Source organism: Paraburkholderia sp. SECH2 (assembly GCF_030464795.1).
Taxonomy (GTDB): domain Bacteria; phylum Pseudomonadota; class Gammaproteobacteria; order Burkholderiales; family Burkholderiaceae; genus Paraburkholderia; species Paraburkholderia aspalathi.
In genome coordinates this window covers 209649-228914 of the sequence record NZ_JALPRH010000005.1, presented here as the reverse complement: position 1 = coordinate 228914, position 19266 = coordinate 209649, and the positions used below count along the sequence as shown (strand labels likewise).

16 protein-coding genes are annotated in these 19266 nt (G+C 59.1%); 11 read left to right on the top strand and 5 right to left on the bottom strand.

From position 1 onward, the window contains the following. Positions 1-168 precede the first annotated feature (168 nt). Both M0D66_RS12105 and M0D66_RS12100 read left to right on the top strand, forming a co-directional pair. Positions 169-1221: a rod shape-determining protein gene (locus M0D66_RS12105; RefSeq protein ID WP_093635938.1), complete on the top strand. Its 1053-nt coding sequence runs from the start codon at positions 169-171 to the stop codon at positions 1219-1221. Positions 1222-1491: 270 nt separating this feature from the next. Continuing rightward, complete coding sequence (locus M0D66_RS12100) at positions 1492-2277, top strand: alpha/beta fold hydrolase (protein ID WP_211706979.1); 786 nt, start codon at positions 1492-1494, stop codon at positions 2275-2277. Positions 2278-2291: 14 nt separating this feature from the next. On the opposite strand, the gene M0D66_RS12095 is transcribed toward M0D66_RS12100, so the two are convergent. Beyond that, the gene (locus tag M0D66_RS12095; protein ID WP_200621629.1) at positions 2292-2693 is read right to left on the bottom strand and encodes a hypothetical protein; all 402 of its coding nucleotides are present in this window, start codon (positions 2691-2693) and stop codon (positions 2292-2294) included. A 434-nt stretch (positions 2694-3127) separates the two neighbouring features. On the opposite strand from M0D66_RS12095, the gene gltA reads away from it, so the two are divergent. Together gltA and M0D66_RS12085 are read left to right on the top strand one after the other, a co-directional pair. Beyond that, a complete protein-coding gene (gene gltA, locus M0D66_RS12090; RefSeq protein WP_093635931.1) occupies positions 3128-4426 on the top strand; it encodes a citrate synthase in 1299 nt (432 codons plus the stop codon). Positions 4427-5464: 1038 nt separating this feature from the next. Next, the gene (locus M0D66_RS12085) at positions 5465-7747 is read left to right on the top strand and encodes an amylo-alpha-1,6-glucosidase (RefSeq protein ID WP_093635927.1); all 2283 of its coding nucleotides are present in this window, start codon (positions 5465-5467) and stop codon (positions 7745-7747) included. A 288-nt stretch (positions 7748-8035) separates the two neighbouring features. Here M0D66_RS12085 and M0D66_RS12080 read toward each other — a convergent pair whose 3' ends face one another. Then, on the bottom strand, positions 8036-9235 hold the full coding sequence (locus tag M0D66_RS12080; protein WP_200620520.1) for an MFS transporter: 1200 nt from the start codon (positions 9233-9235) through the stop codon (positions 8036-8038). A 60-nt stretch (positions 9236-9295) separates the two neighbouring features. Continuing rightward, the gene (locus M0D66_RS12075; protein ID WP_093635923.1) at positions 9296-10351 is read right to left on the bottom strand and encodes a LacI family DNA-binding transcriptional regulator; all 1056 of its coding nucleotides are present in this window, start codon (positions 10349-10351) and stop codon (positions 9296-9298) included. A 223-nt stretch (positions 10352-10574) separates the two neighbouring features. Here M0D66_RS12075 and M0D66_RS12070 point away from each other — a divergent pair, with 223 nt between their 5' ends. From M0D66_RS12070 to M0D66_RS12040, 7 genes are all read left to right on the top strand, one after another. Next, entirely contained in the window at positions 10575-11567 is a 993-nt protein-coding gene (locus tag M0D66_RS12070) for a substrate-binding domain-containing protein (RefSeq protein ID WP_093635921.1), read from the top strand. Between the two features lie 200 nt (positions 11568-11767). Continuing rightward, positions 11768-13252 (top strand): sugar ABC transporter ATP-binding protein, encoded by a 1485-nt coding sequence (locus M0D66_RS12065; RefSeq protein WP_211706720.1) that lies wholly within the window; start codon positions 11768-11770, stop codon positions 13250-13252. Continuing rightward, positions 13245-14258: an ABC transporter permease gene (locus M0D66_RS12060; RefSeq protein WP_266210783.1), complete on the top strand. Its 1014-nt coding sequence runs from the start codon at positions 13245-13247 to the stop codon at positions 14256-14258. The genes M0D66_RS12065 and M0D66_RS12060 overlap by 8 nt, the downstream gene beginning before the upstream one ends. A 131-nt stretch (positions 14259-14389) precedes the next feature. Then, positions 14390-15286: an ABC transporter permease gene (locus tag M0D66_RS12055; RefSeq protein WP_244862820.1), complete on the top strand. Its 897-nt coding sequence runs from the start codon at positions 14390-14392 to the stop codon at positions 15284-15286. Next, positions 15283-16158: a sugar phosphate isomerase/epimerase gene (locus tag M0D66_RS12050; protein ID WP_093635912.1), complete on the top strand. Its 876-nt coding sequence runs from the start codon at positions 15283-15285 to the stop codon at positions 16156-16158. Before M0D66_RS12055 ends, M0D66_RS12050 begins: the two co-directional genes overlap by 4 nt. A 135-nt stretch (positions 16159-16293) precedes the next feature. Next, positions 16294-16920, top strand: a complete 627-nt coding sequence (locus M0D66_RS12045; RefSeq protein ID WP_093635910.1) for a nucleoside/nucleotide kinase family protein — start codon at positions 16294-16296, stop codon at positions 16918-16920. Positions 16921-17020: 100 nt separating this feature from the next. Continuing rightward, entirely contained in the window at positions 17021-18001 is a 981-nt protein-coding gene (locus M0D66_RS12040) for a hypothetical protein (protein WP_200620522.1), read from the top strand. 196 nt (positions 18002-18197) lie between these two features. Here the strand turns inward: M0D66_RS12040 and M0D66_RS12035 are convergent, their stop codons facing one another. Next, positions 18198-18446, bottom strand: a complete 249-nt coding sequence (locus M0D66_RS12035) for a hypothetical protein (RefSeq protein ID WP_234486888.1) — start codon at positions 18444-18446, stop codon at positions 18198-18200. 53 nt (positions 18447-18499) lie between these two features. Next, positions 18500-18811, bottom strand: coding sequence for a hypothetical protein (locus M0D66_RS12030; RefSeq protein WP_200620523.1), 312 nt, complete (start codon positions 18809-18811; stop codon positions 18500-18502). Positions 18812-19266: the final 455 nt, after the last annotated feature.

The following is a 19266-nucleotide window of genomic DNA, read 5'->3' as shown; positions in this document are numbered from 1 at the left end:
CCTAAAGATTCTGATCTGCTTGCCGTTAACTGCTCATTAGCATGAAAATCACTCCCGCCGCGCGGATCGCGCAACGCCCATCTGGGCGTGCCAAGCGGTTCGGGTGACCGGGGGCGCATTTTCCATATTGCCCTGCAAGGGCGGATAACGACACATCAGAGCCTTCCTATGGCCAGACCGACGCCGCATTACCCGCTTTTCGATCGACTGTTCCGTCATTCCGTGGCGGTGGACCTCGGCACGGCCAATACCCTTATCTACACCGACAATGGCGGCATCGTGCTGAACGAGCCGTCCGTCGTGGCGTTCCAGAAAGAGTCCGCCGCCGGGCAAAAACGCGTGACGGCCGTGGGCACCGAAGCGCGCCAGTTGCTCGGCCGCGCGCCGGGCAACGTCGAAGCCATACGGCCGATGCGGCACGGCGTGATCGCTAACTTTTCCGCCGCCGAGCAGATGATCCGGCAATTCGTCGACATGGCTCGGCCGCGGCCGCTGTTCAGCCGGCGTGCCGCGTTCACTTTGTGTGTACCGGCGGGCGCGACCCAGGTCGAACGCCGCGCGATCAAGGAAGCCGCGGTGGCGGCCGGCGCGTGGAAGGTCAGTCTGATCGGCGAATCGCTGGCATCGGCGGTCGGCGCGGGCCTGCCGGTTTCGGAGGCGACTGGCTCGATGGTGGTCGACATCGGCGGCGGCACGACCGAAGTCGGCGTGATCTCGCTCGGCGGCCTCGCGTATAGCGGCTCGATTCGCGTGGGCGGCGACAGTTTCGACATGGCGATCGTCAGTTACGTGCGCAACCTGTATGGCGTGCTGCTCGGCGAACAAACCGCCGAACACGTCAAGAAGGGCATCGGTTCGGCCTTGCGCGAAGTGCCGGTCGAACATATGAACGCGACCGGGCGCAGCGTCGACGATGGTTTGCCGCGCACGGTTCAGCTGAGCAATCACGATATCGCCGACGCGATCGAGGGTCCGCTGCGCCAGGTAATCGGCGCGGTGAAACGTGCGCTTGAAACGGCGCCTGCCGAGCTGGTGACCGATATTGCGCACAGCGGCATTGTGCTGACCGGCGGCGGTGCGCTGCTCGGTAATCTGGGTCGGCGCCTGACCAATGAGCTCGGGCTCGAGGTCCGCGTCGCCGATGAACCGCTCACTTGCGCGGTGCGTGGCGCGGGCGCGGCAGCGGCTGCGGGTTTGCTCGACGACACCGCCTACGAATGATTTGACGCGGGACGTCCCGCGTTGCAGGTGACCGCGACTCAGGCCGACCGCATGAGGCCCGGCGGATATTGAATGGCTGTGTGACAATACGTCCCTCGTCCCAATTTTAGGGACGCGAATACGCTTTCTTCTTCGAATCCATTTCTAGCCGGCGCAGCCGATCGTTTCAGCCGTTGCCGCGCGGTCCGTGAACCACCTGTGAATCAATCCGTTTCCGCTTCGTCCTCTCCCGCGTCCCCGTCCTTTATCGAATTGCATAGCGGCTTGCGCATGCCCTATGTGGAAACCGGGGAAGGCGAACTGCTGCTGTTCGTGCATGGCTCGCTGTGCGATTACCGCTATTGGCAACCGCAACTCGCGGGTCTGTCGAAGCGATACCGCTGTGTCACGGTGAGTCTTACGCATTACTGGCCGGTGACGGATACCGAGCCCGACCAGCCGTTTAGCTGGAGCGAGCATGCGGATGACGTGGCCGAATTCATCGATCGTTTTGGCGCCGGGCCGGCGCACGTGGTGGGTCATTCGCGCGGCGGCTGCGTGGCGTTCCATTTCGCGCGGCGCCATCCGCAGTACGTGCGTACGCTGACGCTCGCCGACCCGGGCGGCCCGTTGCAGATTGCCGGGCGACCGCCCGCAACTTTGCCGGAGACCGTGAACGCATTGCGCGCAAAAGCCGCGCAGCTGATCGAAACAGGTGAGGTGGAGGCGGGCTTGCAGCTGTTCGTCGATTCGGTGAGCCGCCCTGGTTTCTGGGCGATGAGCACACCGGGTTTTCGCAAGATGGCGACCGACAACGCGCATACGCTCGCGCGCCAATTCCGCGACCCGTTGCCGGCTTACGTACCCGAACATGCGGCTGAGGTGCGTTGCCCGGTGCTATTGATCGACGGCGAAAAGAGTCCCGACATGTTCCGCCGCACGGCGACGGCGCTGCAAACATGGCTGCCGGACGCACGCCGCGAAACGGTGCGCGGCGCCTCGCACGGGATGAATCTCGCGCATCCGGCAGCGTTCAATCGTTACGTCGACGAGTTCATTCGCTCAGAGGACGTTTGAAATGCCGGTGTAGTTCAGGCCTTGCGATGCGCGTCTTTATCGAGCGCGCGTTCCGCGGCTTCGCCGACGAGGCCGTGGTAGTACAGATGCACGCCGATTGCGAGCGAGTCGTTGCGAATTTCGTGGAAGGCTTTCCATGCTTTCACGGGGTCTTTGAAGAGCAGATAGTGCGCTTCCTGCGCGATCAGATCCGCGACTTCATGCAGGCCATGGCCATGCAGCACATTCACCAGCGTATCGAGGCTGCGATGGGTGCGCGCGTCGGTACGCGGGTAGAGCATATGCAGCACCGCCACGTCTTGCGTCGTCAATGCTGCTGACAACGCCACGACGATATCCTGATGATTCAGCGCGGTGACGATGTTGTCTTCGGTATGGACGTGATCCGGAAACAGTGTTTCGAGTGATGCGTTCATCTGGTCCTTCCTTGTTCTTCTGGCTGATTAAAAAGGCCCGCCGTAGAACGGCGGGCCAAAGACAGCGATGTGTTCGCAGGGGAAGCAAAACACGGATTCAGTATCGCAGAGCAGCGTCGCTTGTGCAGCCTGGCGGCCGCAAAACATTGTTGCAGCAAGCGTACTAACTTTCATTTGGCTGGCAACGCCGCCCGGCGGCCCCGACGCGTTTTCGTGCTGCGTACTTCTGCTTATTTCTACGTGTTTCCGGCGATTACGCCCATCTTTCAGACAACGAATGTTGCGCTAGCCGAGATGGATTGTTGCTGCCAATCGCCGCAATCAAAGCACCTTCGGACCGTAGAATGCGAAGCGGAGCCTGAGCATGCCACGCGGCGATCCGACGATCGAGCATGCCGGCATGTGTGCGATGTGAAAGTAAAAGGAACGTGTAGATGAACTCGAAGACACACGCAACGCTGAGCTTTTCCGACAGCGATCAGACGATTGATTTGCCGATCTATCAGGGCACGCTCGGGCCGGATGTCATCGACATTCGCAAGCTGTATGGCCAGACTGGCAAGTTCACATACGACCCGGGTTTCATGTCCACGGCGGCATGCAATTCCGAAATCACGTATATCGACGGTGACAAAGGCGAGCTGCTGTACCGCGGTTATCCGATCGACAATCTGGCGCAGAATGCCGACTTCCTCGAAACCTGCTACCTGCTGCTCAAGGGCGAACTGCCGAATGCGGAGCAGAAGGAAGAGTTCGTCAACACTGTCACGCTGCACACGATGGTGCACGAGCAGATGCATTTCTTTTTCCGCGGTTTCCGCCGCGACGCGCACCCGATGGCGATTCTGGTCGCGGCAGTGGGCGCACTGTCGGCGTTCTATCACGACTCGCTCGACATCAATAATCAGCAGCACCGGGACGTATCGGCGATCCGCATGATCGCGAAGCTGCCGACGCTGGTTGCGATGGCGTACAAGTACACCGTGGGCCAGCCTTTCGTTTATCCGAAGAACGACTTGTCGTACAGCGCGAATTTCATGCGGATGATGTTCGCCAATCCGGCGGAAGAGTACGAGGTCAACGACGTGCTGGTGCGGGCGCTGGATCGCATTCTGATTCTGCATGCGGATCACGAGCAGAATGCGTCGACATCGACGGTGCGTCTCGCGGGTTCGTCGGGCGCCAATCCGTTCGCGTGTATCGCAGCGGGTATTGCATGCCTGTGGGGTCCGGCGCACGGTGGCGCGAATGAAGCCGCATTGAACATGCTGGAAGAGATTGGTTCGGTCGACAACATTCCTGAGTTCATTGCGAAGGTGAAGGACAAGAACTCCGGCGTGAAGCTGATGGGGTTTGGTCATCGCGTCTACAAGAACTACGATCCGCGCGCGAAGCTGATGCGTGAGACCTGTCACGAAGTGCTCGAAGAGCTGGGTCTGCATGATGACCCGTTGTTCAAGCTCGCAATGGCGCTTGAGAAGATTGCGCTTGAGGATGAATACTTCGTTTCGCGGAAGCTTTATCCGAATGTCGATTTTTATTCGGGGATTGTGCAGCGTGCACTGGGGATTCCTACGGCGATGTTTACTTGTATCTTCGCGATGGCGCGGACTGTTGGGTGGATTGCGCAGTGGAATGAGATGATTGCTGATCCGGAGCAGAAGATTGGGCGGCCGCGGCAATTGTTTGTTGGGGAGACTCAGCGGGAGGCTCGGGCGCTTTCCAAGCGGTAAAGGTTTGGGTTTTTTTTGCCTTTGCGGCGCTTTTTTTGTCAGTGCTCTTAGGGTTTTGGCCTTTCCTTGATTTGCTAGTGGTCTATTAGCGTTGCCCCTGTGCGGGGCGGCACCTACTTCTCTTTGCCGGCTGCAAAGAGAAGTAGGCAAGAGAAAGCAGCTCAAACCGCTAATGCTAAGTGGGCACCGTGGTCTGCTACGGGTAGTGGTGCATCTGGAATCTGTGTTCGTGCCACTGCACATGTTTGTGACAAGGGCGTCATACTTCCGGCGGCGCTGCGCGCGCCGAAGAGCACTTCATAAAACCTCCCACTACGTCTTGTGCCCGTGTTTCCCACCGGGCCTTGGCCCATCATTGCTCCGTCTCCGTCTCCGTCTCCGTCTCCGTCTCCGTCTCCGCGATTGCGATTGCGATTGGAACTGCGATCGCAACGATGATCGTGACTACAGCACGCCGACAAATCATTTGAAGTGGGAGGCTGGTGAGTGCCTCGGCGCGTCGCCGAGGCGAAGCCGACGGCCCCCACAAACCTCAATCGAAGCCCGTGGTTTCCCATGCAAACCCGTCCGCGACGCACGCAGTGCGGAGTGGGAGCTGATGACTCCTTTGTCACTAACGCCGAATGTGCGAGAGCACGGATTCCAGTCGCACCACTACCCGTAGCAAACCACGGTGCCCACTTAGCATTAGCGGTTTGAGCTGCTTTCTCTTGCCTACTTCTCTTTGCAGCCGGCAAAGAGAAGTAGGTGCCGCCCCGCACAGGGGCAACACTAATAGACCACTAACAATTCAAGGAAAGGCCAAAGCCCTAAGAACACAGACAAACAAGCGCCGCGCAGGCAACCCCTTGCACTTGGTGCAAAACCCCTGCACATCCCGTGCCAAACCAAAAACCAAAAACCAAAAACAAGAAACTCCCCTGTGATAAGTTCGTCTGACGCGGACAGACCCTCTACAATCGGAATCGACCAGCCAGCCCCCACCGGCATCCGAAATTGGAAATTAACCCGAAAGCGAACACTATAGGAGCGACCCTGATGCAGCAGCCAGAAGCCCTCGGCGGCCTGTCCCACTCGGGCGGAATCGACCACCGCGAACCCGAGCCGGACGGCGCATTCATCCCGACGGAAAACCTCAACGTCGCAAGCGCCACCCAGCATGTGCTCAAGTCTGGCGACACCTTTATCGTCAACGATCCCCTCGGTGATATCACCGGCCACGACGACGGCCTGTTCGTCAACGACACCCGCGTCCTGTCAAACCTGCGCCTCACCTTCGGTGGCCGCGCGCCCTCGTTGCTGTCAGGCAGCGTCAGCAGCGACAACACCTCGTTCACGGCACACCTGACCAACCGCCCCCTGCCGCCGCTCGGCGGCGACAGCACCCCGGAAGGCGTGATCCACGTCGAACGCGTGCGCGTGCTCTCGGGCACCGTGCTCAACGAAGCAATCGAACTCACCAACTACGGCACGAGCGATGCAGTCGTGCCGCTGTCCATCTCCTTCGCCAGCGACTTTCGCGACATGTTCGAAGTGCGCGGCCTCAGGCGCGACAAACAGGGTCGTGTCGAACCGGCGCGCGTCGAGAACCGCGAAGTGCTGCTCGGTTATGTCGGTCTCGACGACGTGGCGCGCAATGTGCAGATCGCCTTCTCGCCGGAACCGGACAAGCTCTTCGCCGATCGCGCGGACTACACCGTCAAGCTGCCGGCCCAAGCGTGCGTGTCGATCTATCTGTCCGTCTCGGTGCAAGTGGTCGCGCAAGCCGACAAGCCGGCCGCGGGCGTCGCGCAACCCTCGCACGCGGTGAGCGAAGCCCATCTGTCGCAAATCGATGCGGAGCGCCCGCGCGTCGGCCGCGCTGCTGTGCGCGCCGCACTGGTCGACGCCCACCTGGTGATGCGCGAGCGCCGCCGCGTCACCGCTCGCGTGCGTTCGAGCAATCCGCTCTTCAACGCGTGGATCGACCGTTCGCTTGCCGACCTCGGCTTGCTGACGACCGATCTCGCCACCGGTCCGTATCCCTACGCCGGCATCCCGTGGTTTTCAACTCCGTTCGGCCGCGACGCGATCATCACGTCGTTGCAGACGCTGTGGCTGCAACCGAATCTGGCCGCGGGCGTGCTGCGTTTTCTCGCCGAACATCAGGCGCGCGAAAATTCGCCGTTTCGTGACGCAGCGCCCGGCAAGATCATGCACGAGATGCGCAAGGGCGAAATGGCCGCCACCGGCGAAGTGCCGTTCGCGCTGTACTATGGCGGCGTCGACAGCACGCCGCTCTTCATCGTGCTGGCCGGCGCCTATGCGGCACGCACGGGTGATCTCGCACTGGTCGACGAGTTGTGGCCGGCGCTGGAGCGCGCGGCGCAGTGGGTCGCGGGCGTCTGCGACAAGAACCGTTACGGTCTGCTGGACTATCAGCGCGAGTCCGACGGCGGCCTCGCTAATCAAGGCTGGAAGGACAGTCACGATTCGGTCTTCCACGCGGATGGCCGTTTCCCCGATGGTCCCATTGCACTCGTCGAAGTGCAGGCGTATGCGAGCGCCGCCTTCGATACGATGGCTCACTTCGCCAAGCTGCGCGGACTGCACGATCAGGCCAAGCAATACAGCGAGCGCGCGAAGAAAATCCGTCAGTGCGTCGAAGAAAAGTACTGGATGGAAGAGTCCGGCTTCTACGGCATCGCGCTTGATGGCCACGGCGAACTGTGCCGCGTAATGGCGTCGAATGCGGGTCACTTGCTGGCCTTCGGTCTGCCTTCGCGCGAGCGGGGCGAAGCGGTGGTGCACGCGCTCGACTCCACGCTGTTTCATACCGGCTGGGGCGTGCGTACGCTGGCCGCAAGCCAGGCGCGCTTCAATCCGATGGCGTACCACAACGGTTCGGTGTGGCCGCATGACAACGCGCTCTGCGCACGCGGCCTGTCACGTTACGGCGGCAAGGCGGCGGCCGTGCGGCTGTTGCAGGCACTGTTCCAGGCAGCGGTCAATTTCGACATGCGTCTGCCCGAGCTGTTCTGCGGTTTCCCGCGGCGGCGGGGCGAGCCGCCTACCGCCTATCCGGTCGCCTGCCTGCCGCAAGCCTGGGCGGCGGGCTCACCGTTCATGATGCTCGAAGCCTGTCTGGGTATCACGATCGATGCGGAGCGGCGCGAAGTCGTCATCGAGCAGCCCATGCTGCCCGAGGGCATCGACTGGCTCGAAGTTGGCGATCTAAGGGTAGGCGATTCGTCGGTGTCGATCACGTTCCGGCGGATCGGCGACAAGGTGGTCGCGTCGGCGGCCGAGCAGGGCGATGTGCGGGTGGTCGCGCTGCTATAGATGCAGTCACAATCAATGTTGTCCTGCGTTGTGGCGAAATCATTAACGGACAGACGATGTCCGCGGATTTTGGTGCAAGGCGGTGAGTGCGAGGCCACCGGTTTTATATGGCGACGCAAAAAAGGACCGCCCATTGGGCGGCCCTTTATAGAGTGCGGGATTTACAGATTTGCACTCAATCGGTATTGGGTTGCCTTACAAAATTTCGGCAAGGGGCGGGGACTGTTTTCTTGTTTCCATCAAGGTTGTGACGACTTCCTCGGTATCGTATTCAGCCTGGAAGGCGCGCTATCGGCGCAGTCCTCCACCGATAGCCAGAGCGCACAGGGTCAGCAAACAGAACCCCGCTCCCGCATAGAATGTCGCGCCGGCCCCCAGACGGTCCCACAATTCGCCTGCGACGACGCTCGCCACAAGCATCGCCAGACCGCTCATCAAATTGAACAAACCGAACGCGGTGCCTTTCAGGTCCGGTGGTGCTGTATGGGCGACCATGGTCGCCAGCAAGCCCTGGGTGAGCCCCATATGCAGGCCCCACAACGCGACACCCAGCAGTACGACCGGCCAGTGGTTGCCATGCGCAAGTACGACATCCGATGCAATGAGTACCACCAGCCCGATGGCCAGAAGTTTCGTGTGGCTCATTGAATCCGCCAGCTTGCCAGATGGATAAGCAGACGTCGAATACACCAGGTTCATCGCAACCATGACGAGTGGCACCAGCGCCACCGGCACGCCACCCTGCATTGCGCGCAAAACCAGGAATGCCTCGCTGAATCGTGCGAGCGTGAACACCGCGCCAATGAATACAACCCACCAGTACGGCCGGCTCAGCTTCTTCAGGCTTTCGAACTTCATCGGGTTGACGCGTTTCGCGTCCGAACGGTGCGCTGGCTCCTTGATGCCGAACACCAGCAACGACACCGCAACGAGCCCTGGAATCACAGCCACCCAGAATACGAGACGAAAGTTGTCTGCCCACAGCAACATCAACACGACGGCGAGCAACGGCCCGAGAAACGCGCCGACCGTGTCGAGCGACTGTCGCAAACCATAGGCGGCGCCACGCAGGTGAGCGGGCGTGATATCAGCTACGAGCGCGTCGCGCGGCGCACCCCGCACACCTTTCCCGATTCTGTCCGCGACGCGCGCCGTCAGAACGATGCCCGCTGTTGGCGCGAGCGCAAACAACGGTTTGCTCAACGCACCCATGCCGTATCCGATGACCGCGAGCCATTTCCGGTTGCCAAGGTAGTCGCTGAGCGCGCCGGAGAACATTTTCACGATGGGTGCAGTCGCTTCCGCGACGCCTTCAATCAAGCCCACCATCATCGCGCTCGCGCCCAGACTCGTCACCAGGAACATCGGCAAAAGGCTGTGAATGATTTCCGAAGAAATGTCCATGAACATGCTGACAAAGCCGAGCATCCAGATGCCACGTGGGATTTGGCTAAGCGTGCTGGCGCGCGGCGTGGAGTTGGTCTGCATCTTGTCTCGCTTCGGAAACTACGACTGATGATTGTGACCGCAACCATTTCTAGACCGTAGTTATCGGTCAAACTCCTTCGTTTGCTCAGCTTCTTCAAACTTCTTGCCCAGAACTGTTGGCACGAGAATCAGAGACTGGTCTGTCGGGTCATAGTTTTCGGCCAACTTGAACGCTTCAGAGATGATTGCTTGCACGTCCTGCCTCAACATGGTCACGTCGAAAGGTAGGTTTGCCGCGAATGGGTCCCAGTCGAAGCAGCCAACAACCGCAGTCTTCCACGCGTCGGGCGACAACGTTGACGTGAACTGAACCACCCCTTCAAACGCGGTAATCGAATTCATCAGCAAACCGGCTGGAAGTCGCCCAAGTTTTTCATAGCGAATTGAGAGTACGCGCTTGGCAGCAGCGGCGTTATATCCACAACACTCGATTGCATCTGCAGCAGGCGTCATGTGACGAGCTTCGAAAGCATCTCTGAATCCTGCGATACGCATTTCAGTTGCATATTCATCCGCTACACCTCCTAGCAAGACCAACTCGTCTGGTGCCGCGCCCCGTGCTAGCAGCTTTTCAATCAGCACATCCGTAATAGTTTGAGCGCCTTTGCGGTTATCGGAAACGACCGACGGCGCACCGTCTCCTGGCAGGTCCAAGTTGATGGAAGGGACGCCTGCAGCCGAACAGAGCGTGTTCAGCGGTGTCGGGTTGCGCACGCCGGCGATAAATAGCAGCTCAACCCGCTGCGATAGAAGTGTTTCAGTAACGCTCACCTCGACTGCAGGGTCGCGTTGGGTGCCGACAACGATCGGACAAAGGCCACGACTACGCGCCTGCTCTTCGAAGGTCTCGGCGAGTCCCGCAAAAAAACGGTTCCGATAATGGGGAAGAACCATACCCACTAGACCCGAGCGCGATAGCCTGAGTCCTCGAGCTTTCATGTTGACGTTATACCCAAGCTGGCGGGCGCTTTCGAGTATGCGGTTCGCAGTTTCCTCCTTGATTCGATAGCGGACCCAACTGCCGTTCAACACCATGCTGACCGTAGCCGTCGAGGAGCCTGTCGCCTTTGCGACGTCATAAATCGTGGACTTGCGTCCTGGATTGCTGCTTGCCATCAAGTTGCTCCGAGGGCATTGCGCCGTTGTGTCCCGAAAAGGTAGCCGTTTCGCGACAGTACCCAACACCAGGGTTTTTACGGCTCGACCGAACTGCTAAATAGATTCAGCATACACCCACCCGAATTGCTAAATGGATTTAGCAACTTTAGCAGAATACGAAGTCGGGCCTTTCATCACTCATTTAGGGCGTCTGCGTGCCCAGGCGTCTACCGGAGGAGACATGTTCAAGAACATCATCCGCACTTTGGGTGCCGGCGCAGTCGCGCTCGCTTTGACGACGAGTTTTGCCTCGGCCTCGCCTGACAAGCCGGTAATCGGTGTTGTTGTGAAGATTGGCGGCATTCCATGGTTCAACGCCATGGAAGCGGGAATCAAGAAGCGCGCTGACCAGCTCGGCGTCAAGGCATTCATGGTCGGACCAACGAGCGCAGACCCTGCGCTGCAGGTACGAGCAATCGAGGACCTGATTGCGCAGCACGTAGACGTCATTGGCGTCGTGCCGAACGACGCACAGGTTTTGGAACCCGTTCTTCAGCGCGCCAGAGCCGCCGGTATCAAGGTCATCACCCACGAGTCCCCGAAGCAGCAGAACGTGGACTGGGACTTTGAGCTGGCCTCGTCCAAAGGTTTCGGCGAAGCCTACGGAAAACGCCTTGGTGAGGCGCTGGGCGGGAAGGGCGAATACGCCGTTTTCGTCGGCTCGCTGACAGTGCCGCTCCATAACGCCTGGGCGGATGCGGCAATCGCCTACATCAAGGCCAACTTTCCCGGGATGACCCTCGTCGGCGACCGCTACGGCGTCGCTGAAGACGTGGACGCGTCGCGCAAAACTGCGCTTGACCTGATGCGCGCTCATCCTAACTTGAAGGGCATCCTTGCGTTCGGCAGTCAGGGCCCGATTGGGGCAGCTCGCGCTGTCGCGGAGCAGCAGGCGAAAGGAAAGGTCCTGGTTCTTGGGCCGTTCTCGCCTGGACAGGGCCGAAAACTCGTCCACGATGGCGTGTTGAGCGGCGGGTACATGTGGAATCCGGAAGTCGCCGGTGAAGTGTTTGTGACGCTGGGCACGATGCTCGTAAAGGGGCAGCCGATTAAGGACGGCACGAATATCCCGGGTCTGGGTGTTGTTCATCCCGACGGTCATAACCTGATTGTCGACCAACTGGTGGACCTCAACGCCAAAACCGTTGACGACCTCGCGAAGATGGGCCTCTGACCGCAATCCTTTTGCCGAACGGGTGAGCGCCGGTGTAGCGCTGCTCACCCGGAAGTTAACGGTACGACACATCTGGTCGCCAGCCAGTCATGTGCAAGTACCATCGGAGCGTTTCCATGAGTCAACCAGCTTCCATCAACGTCCACCGTTCTCAACGAGGTGATGCGCATACGGCAGCGGGCGCGCTCGACACCGACCGCATGCCTCTGCTTAAACTCGAGAACATTTCGAAAATCTTCGGCGGTGTTAAGGCGCTGCGGGCCGTGAAGTTCGACATCATGCCCGGAGAAGTTCTCTGCCTTGCGGGCGAGAATGGCTGCGGCAAGAGCACCATCATCAAGATTATCAGTGGGGTCTATCAGCCGGAACCTGGCGCGGTGATGCTCATGGACGGTGAGTCAATCGAAGGACTCGACCCGGCCAGGGCCCGTGACCTCGGCATTCAGGTCATCTGGCAAGACCTTGCGCTTTTCCCCGAAATGACCGTCGCGGAAAACATTGCTTTCGAGCAGAACCTGGGGTCTCGTCCGCGTATCGTCAGATATGGAAAGATGAAGGAGGCGGCACGCCGGATTCTCGAGCGGCTCGGAGTCTCCATCGACCTCAACCGTTCTGTTCGCTCGCTATCAATCGCCCAGCGCCAGGTCGTGGCAATCGCCAGAGCGCTTGTTCGCGACGCACGTCTTGTCTTCATGGACGAGCCGACTGCCTCGCTCAGTCATGCTGAGACCGAAGCTCTGCTGAAAATTGTCCGGCGACTTTCTGCGGACGGAATTGCCGTGGTGTTCGTCAGCCATCGCCTCGCTGAAGTGCTGGACGTCTGCACTCGCGTGACCGTTTTCCGCGATGGACAGTACGTCGGCACCTTTCCCACCGAAGGGATGACGCAAACCCGCCTCACGGAATTGATGACGGGCCGCACTTTCGACTATGAAGTACGCACGACAGACCTGACGAAAGCGCCGGTTGTGCTGGAGGTACAGGGGTTGTCACGAGCCCGTCAATACCATGACGTGTCGTTCAAAGTGCGACGAGGCGAGATTCTTGGCGTCACGGGACGCCTTGGCGCAGGAAGAACAGAAGTCGCATTGTCGCTTTTCGGAATGACCCGCCCCGGTGCGGGTTCCATCCAGCTCGACGGAAAAGAGATTTTGCTGCGAACAAATCGTGACGCTATCCAGGCCGGGATAGCTTACGTATCCGAAGACCGACTTCAACTCGGCCTTGTGCAGCCGCAATCAATCGGAGACAACACAGTCGCGGCGGTGTTGGACAACCTTCTGGACGGCACCCATCTCATCGCTTCCAAAAAGCGAAACGCGCTGATTCAAGACTGGATTCAGCAACTGGCCGTGAAAATCGGGAAACCGGACGACGCGGTCTCAACGCTGTCCGGCGGGAATCAGCAGCGCATTGTGCTCGCCAAGTGGTTGGCAACAAACCCGAAGCTTCTGATTCTGGATTCTCCCACCGTCGGCGTCGACGTCGGCGCCCGTGCTGGCATCTTTGCCATCATCCACAAGCTCGCTGCTGAGGGTATGGCCATCTTGCTGATATCGGACGAAATTCCGGAGGTCTACTTCAATTCCGACCGAATTCTGCATATGCGCGAAGGTCGCATCGTCAAAGAGTACGTGCCGGGAACGACAACGATGGAACAAATCGAGCGAGACGTCCATGCCTGATTTTCGCAAACTCGGAATCGGTTCGATTGAGGCTCTGCTGATTCTCGTTATCGCCGTCATGGTGATTGGCCTCAGCCTTTCAACCTCGACATTCCTTACGCTTCCAAACCTGTTCGACCTGCTTAATCAGAGTTCCGTCAACATCATTTTCGCAGTCGGGCTACTGGTCGTGCTGATTGCTGGTGGCATTGATATCTCATTCGCCGTCGGCGCATCGGTGGTCCAGTACCTCACTGCGTTGACAGTGTTGCGACTCGGCGGTGGTAACTGGGCGCTCGGCTTCATTGTCTCTGCCTGCTTCGGCTTCGTGCTTGGATCCATCAACGCCACGATTATCTACAGATTTCGCATCGTCTCGATTGTCGTGACAATTGCCACGTTCAACGTGTTTTTCGGTGGATTGATGTTTCTCACGGGCGGGGTGTCCATCTACGATCTGCCGGACTGGTGGACTAACAGAGTTTCTATTGTCAATTTCAACACCGCGGGTGGTAATGCAAATCTCGCACTGCCTGTGGCCGTGATGGTCGTCATGGTCATAGCAACATGGTTTCTGCTACGGCGCACGACAACCGGCCGACAGCTCTACGCCATGGGCGACAACCCCGAGGCAGCGCGACGCGTGGGGGTCAACATAGGTGCGATGCATTACATCGCTTTTGGCTGGCTCGGCATGATGGCGGGGATTGCCGGACTCATGCAAGCCCACTACGTGCAGGAAGTCGTTCCGAACGCATTTTATGGCCGTGAACTGGATGTGCTCGCTGCTGTGGTGCTCGGTGGTGCAAGGTTAGGCGGTGGGCGCGGCACAATCCTCGGCGCCATTCTTGGCATCCTCCTGACCGCTATCACCGCCAACGGCCTGAACTTGCTCGGTATCTCGCCGTATGCGTTCAAGATGATTATCGGAGCCATCATTCTTATCGCCATTACGTTGTCGAGCGGTGGTTTCGCCAAACTCGTCGGAACGCGATTCACGTCACAAAGCGTAAAGGCCCCGTCATGAAAATCTCCTCATCTCAACGCGCGGCCGCGCCGCTCGTACCGGCAGACGTCGCCGGGTTGCTTGGGTTTCTGCTCCTGGTCATCGCGGTCCTGAGCTTTGCATCTGACCGTTTTTTCTCAGCGAGCACATTCGTGTCGATAGCGTTCCAGTTGCCGGAACTCGGCTTCTTTACGCTGGCCATGTTGATGCCCTTGATTTCCGGTGGCTTCAATCTCGCGGTGACTTTCACCGCGAACATATCGGGGTTGGCGATGGCGTGGGTACTTCATACGTATGGCGGAGCGGACGCCGGCGCCGCAGCCATCATCCTCGGCATAGCTGCCGCATTGGCCACCGGCTCCGCGGCCGGTTGGGTGATGGGTGCCGTTATTGCGCGCACCGGCGCAAGCCCAATCCTCGTGTCTCTATCGATGATGATTTTCTTGCGCGGATTAGGGGAGTTCCTCACACGTGGGGGCGACATCTCCGGGTTTCCGCCGTTTGTGCGCGAAATGGGCAACGGCGTCTTCCTCGGCGTACCGATTCCCCTTCTGATTTTTCTCGGCTGCGCATTACTTTGGCACGTTGTCATGACACGGTCGCGGCTAGGTTTCGCCACACGCATGATTGGTTCAAATCTGGAAGCAACGCGATATTCCGGCATCGCGACGACACGCGCCGTCACCCGAATCTACATGCTGTCGGGGCTGATGTGCGGCGTCGCTGGCGTGGTGATGGCGGCCCAGTTCAACTCGGTTCGCGTTGGTCATGGAGAGGCCTTTCTGCTCATCTCCGTGCTTGCGTGCTTCCTGGGCCGCGTCGATCCATTCGGCGGCTTTGGCCGCGTGGTCCCGGTCGTGATTGCACTTGTAATTCTGCAGGTTATCGCTTCAGGTCTCAATTTGCTCGGTGCCAACCAACACCTGGCGACTGCGTTGTGGGGTGTCTTCCTGCTTGCCGTGATGCTCTTCCGTTGGGCATGGGCGAACGGCATTTCGAAAACTTTGGTCCGCAGGCGCGTGACCGCATCTGAAGGAGTTACACAATGAATAAGCTTGGCGTACACGCACTGGTATGGGCTGGCGACCTCACCCCCGAATCGACTCGCAAGGTTTTGAGCCAGACCAAAGCCGCCGGGTTCGACCTGGCTGAACTGTCCTTGCATGGTCCGAAGGTCATGGACCTGGCGCTCACGCGCGATTTGCTGCAAGAGCATGAGCTGGATATCGGTTGCTCGCGCGGTCTCACCTTTGATGCGGACGTGTCCAGCGAGGATTCTGCTACGGTCGCACGCGGAGTTTCGATGCTGGAGGAGGGCATAAGTGTCACGGCAGAGCTGGGTGGAGGCTACTTCGGCGGAATTCTTTACGGCGCGATGGGAAAATACAACGCGCCGGTTACCAAACAAGGCCGCCGCAACGCGATTGATTCGCTCAAGCGCATTGCTGATTTCGCGTTGAAGAAGAACGTGACGCTTGGGCTTGAAGTGGTGAATCGCTACGAGAGCAATTTACTGAACACTGCATCGCAGGCGCTTGCCATGATTGACGAAGTCGATGCGCCGAATGTTGTCGTTCATCTCGATACGTATCACATGAACATTGAGGAGTCCGATTTCATGCAGCCGGTTCTGCAATGTGGCAAGCGTCTTGGCTATGTTCATATTGGGGAAAGCAATCGCGGGTACCTCGGGTCGGGGACTATCGACTTCTCTCAGTTCTTCCATGCACTCGCCATGATTGACTACAAGGGAGTCGTGACTTTTGAGAGCTTTTCGTCGACGGTCGTCAACGAGCAGTTGTCCAATGCGTTGGCAATCTGGCGTAACTTGTGGGATGACAGTATGGACCTGGCGAAACATGCGCGGGAGTTTATGGCGGGTGGCATCAACGCCGCCGCGCGAGCAAAATCGCATCACTAGACGCCCACCGGGTGAAGTAAGTGTCGCGACACCACAAAGCGTTGAGAAATGTTGACGCGAGCGGTTCGACAATCGGGCCTCGGTGAGGATAAGAATAGTGCTCGCCGACCGCCATTTTTTGGAATACCTCGGATTATGTCGACGATTGAAGACCGCTACCTGGGGCGCCTCCACCAGTTAATTTCTGACGGGCGGCGCCAAATCCTTGGTTTGGTTGGTGCGCCCGGTGCAGGCAAATCGACACTGGCGCAAGCAATCCTTGATGCTTTTCCCGGAAAGGCGGCGGTTGTGCCGATGGACGGGTTTCATCTTGCGAATGTCGAACTTGCACGGCTCGGTCGCGCATCCCGCAAAGGTGCGGAAGATACGTTCGACAGTGCGGGGTATGTTGCACTTCTGAGGCGCCTGCGTGAGCAGCGTCACGACGAAACAATCTACGCTCCCACATTTCGCCGGGAAATTGAAGAACCCATCGCGGGCGCAATCCCTGTGGCGCCTGATATACCGCTTGTAATTACTGAAGGGAATTACCTCCTTCTAGAGCATGGCCATTGGAAAGCTGCCCGACCGTTGCTCGACGAAGTTTGGTATGTCAACGTCGACTCGGATCTGCGACGGCAGCGTCTTGTTAGCCGGCATATTGGTTTCGGCCGGGACCAGGCTGCAGCAGAACAGTGGGTTCAGAAAACTGACGAAGTGAACGCGACCTCGATTGATTTAACTAGAGAGCGTGCCGATGTTCAATTCCATTGGCCATCGTAAGGCACATTGGGGGATTCTGGCACTCCACGAGGCGATGCATTATGCGTTGGTCTCCTCGAGTATCAATGGGTTTCCGGTTGAACATGGATAAAACTTCACGATGGAATCAATCAAGCGTTGGACGTTGAAATGGGCACACGGCGAGGCGGAGGTTCAAGCGCTTGGTGGAATGCTTGCGCCGGTGCGATTTGACATTGGAGCCGGACGTTCTGTCTCGCCGCTGCACGTTGCTCCATGGGGGGATGATCTGCGCCGACCTGGTCTTATGCGCGCGTTGCGCGGGGAATGGCCTTGTGTTCCGTTCGGGATGGTCGCTGCGCCAGCGGGTCTGCCGCCTGATTTTCGGACTCGTGACGCCGATGATGACTGGGTTCATGGGTATGGCGCGAATCACATGTGGCAACTGATGGGGCAAGGCGACCGCATGCTTGCGCTTCAAATCGCCTACCCCTTTGAGAGCGAGATCGAGAGGCTTGAGCGCACGATTGAAGTTGAGCCTGACGCGCCAGCGCTGCTCGTTTCACTTACCGTCCATGCCCGTCGTGACGTGAATTTGCCGTTCGCTCTTCATCCAACTTTTGCTGTTCCAGTAGGAGGCGTTGAAATCCTCGCTTGCGCGCATCAGGCTATTTACAGCTACCCCGTTCAACCGGAGCCCGGCGTCTCGCGAATTCTCCCGAACCGCACCATCTCGACCCTGAAGGAAATTCCGACCACACGAGGGTTTATGGATGCGACCCGCCTGCCGTTGTCCGAAACCACCGAAGAGTTATTGCAAATCTCGGAATGTAAGCCACCGTTTGTGTTGCGGTACCCGGAGCAACACGCCGATGTGTTTCTCGACTGGAATGCAGAAGAGCTTCCCGATGCATTGCTTTGGATTAGCAACGGCGGGCGTACGCACGAACCCTGGTCAGGGCGACACTTCGCTGTAGGGGTGGAGCCGGCCAACAGTTTCTTTGACCTCGGCCGGGTGGCGATTCCGCCTGCCAATCATCCGCTCGCCGACCGCTCCGGAACGGTCTTCAAAGCAGGAATGCCGCGGACCATTACGTACCGTCTGTCGGCACGGGCGTTGTGAGTCTGACTACCGGCTACTAAGGCTACAACCGGCGTTGAAGCGACTTTGGAAGCAATTCAGGCTGGTGCGGTGGCCGTGCTCGCTCCGTTGGCCACAGTCGAGTCCGGCGCCGAGCTAACGACCTGAACGTAGTGGTCAGATACCCGGTGGACCAGCAATTCTCTGGTTCCACCGGGTACACCACGCCGACGACGCTTTATTGCGCCTGTGCTGCTTGACGCAGGGCGGCTTGCTGTTGAGCCTGCTCTTGAGCGTGCTGCTTTGCAAGGTGCCTACCGACCATGCAACCTCCGACCGCACCGATGACTGCGTGGTGCCCCGCATAATGCCCAGCAACCCCGCCTACCGCTGCGCCCTTGAGGCAGCCCGCGGCATTTGCCGTGCCGGCTGTTGCGAAGGCCAGCGCCGTTGCAATCAGGGCGGTTCTTATCAAGCTTGCGTTCATTTGAAAATACTCAGAGGTTGAATTTTTCGGACGTGGCGCCGTCCGGTGTCGTTTCAATACCCGCGCCAATCGTGACGCTCGCGCCACTCGTGCTCACGCCATTCCCGGCGGCGCCATTCACGTTCACGCCACTCGCGATGCTCGCGCCATTCGCGGGCTCGCCAGTCGCCGTCACCGCCGTACGCGACGGCGACCGGTGCGGGAGCGTACACGACGGGAGGTGGCGGTGCGTACACCGGTTCTGCAGGCGCATACACAGCCCCGGGAATGCCCAATCCAATGGCGACGTCGACGTGTGCCGATGCTGCCGTTGATGCTGCGAGTACCGCCAGACCGAGCGCTGCGCCGAGAATTTTCTTGTTCATCTTCGCTACTCCTCACACATTGAGTGCAATGTCAGTGACTACGGTTCGGAGTGTAAGGAGCGATGTCGGACACATGTGAAACGGCGGTGCGAGATTCGTAACGTGCGGTTACTGCTGAAGGCGTAGCGCGTGGGCGATACGCCTTCGCAACCTGCAGCTGAGCCGTGTGGCAAGTGAAGAGGGTAACGCTACCGCGCAAGTGAACTTGAACAGTCATGTAACGTGAACTAGCCTTAACGTCTGGCGCGGAAGCGAGCCTTTTGGCATCGAGCCTCGTCGGAGGTGTGAACCGCCTGTGGCGAACGTTTGACCTATCCGGTTCCGGCAAGCGCTGCAGGACCTGAGCAGGAAACAGGTTCGTGTCGCGAGACCTCCCGTGCCGCGCGCCTGGTGATTCCTTCGGGCTGGGACGTTTGTAGGTGACTTCGTCGCCCTGATGCCCTTATATCGGAGAG

What these genes read in the sequence shown, in the direction of transcription:
- M0D66_RS12095 (WP_200621629.1), bottom strand. Translation starts at nt 2,693, where the DNA reads ATGAACGCATCACTCGAAACACTGTTTCCGGATCACGTCCATACCGAA.
- M0D66_RS12075 (WP_093635923.1), bottom strand. Translation starts at nt 10,351, where the DNA reads ATGGCAAGCAGCAATCCAGGACGCAAGTCCACGATTTATGACGTCGCA.
- M0D66_RS12080 (WP_200620520.1), bottom strand. Translation starts at nt 9,235, where the DNA reads ATGCAGACCAACTCCACGCCGCGCGCCAGCACGCTTAGCCAAATCCCA.
- M0D66_RS12100 (WP_211706979.1), top strand. Translation starts at nt 1,492, where the DNA reads ATGCCCTATGTGGAAACCGGGGAAGGCGAACTGCTGCTGTTCGTGCAT.
- M0D66_RS12030 (WP_200620523.1), bottom strand. Translation starts at nt 18,811, where the DNA reads ATGAACAAGAAAATTCTCGGCGCAGCGCTCGGTCTGGCGGTACTCGCA.
- M0D66_RS12045 (WP_093635910.1), top strand. Translation starts at nt 16,294, where the DNA reads ATGTCGACGATTGAAGACCGCTACCTGGGGCGCCTCCACCAGTTAATT.
- M0D66_RS12050 (WP_093635912.1), top strand. Translation starts at nt 15,283, where the DNA reads ATGAATAAGCTTGGCGTACACGCACTGGTATGGGCTGGCGACCTCACC.
- M0D66_RS12105 (WP_093635938.1), top strand. Translation starts at nt 169, where the DNA reads ATGGCCAGACCGACGCCGCATTACCCGCTTTTCGATCGACTGTTCCGT.
- M0D66_RS12060 (WP_266210783.1), top strand. Translation starts at nt 13,245, where the DNA reads ATGCCTGATTTTCGCAAACTCGGAATCGGTTCGATTGAGGCTCTGCTG.
- M0D66_RS12065 (WP_211706720.1), top strand. Translation starts at nt 11,768, where the DNA reads ATGCCTCTGCTTAAACTCGAGAACATTTCGAAAATCTTCGGCGGTGTT.
- M0D66_RS12040 (WP_200620522.1), top strand. Translation starts at nt 17,021, where the DNA reads ATGGAATCAATCAAGCGTTGGACGTTGAAATGGGCACACGGCGAGGCG.
- M0D66_RS12035 (WP_234486888.1), bottom strand. Translation starts at nt 18,446, where the DNA reads ATGAACGCAAGCTTGATAAGAACCGCCCTGATTGCAACGGCGCTGGCC.
- M0D66_RS12070 (WP_093635921.1), top strand. Translation starts at nt 10,575, where the DNA reads ATGTTCAAGAACATCATCCGCACTTTGGGTGCCGGCGCAGTCGCGCTC.
- M0D66_RS12085 (WP_093635927.1), top strand. Translation starts at nt 5,465, where the DNA reads ATGCAGCAGCCAGAAGCCCTCGGCGGCCTGTCCCACTCGGGCGGAATC.
- gltA (WP_093635931.1), top strand. Translation starts at nt 3,128, where the DNA reads ATGAACTCGAAGACACACGCAACGCTGAGCTTTTCCGACAGCGATCAG.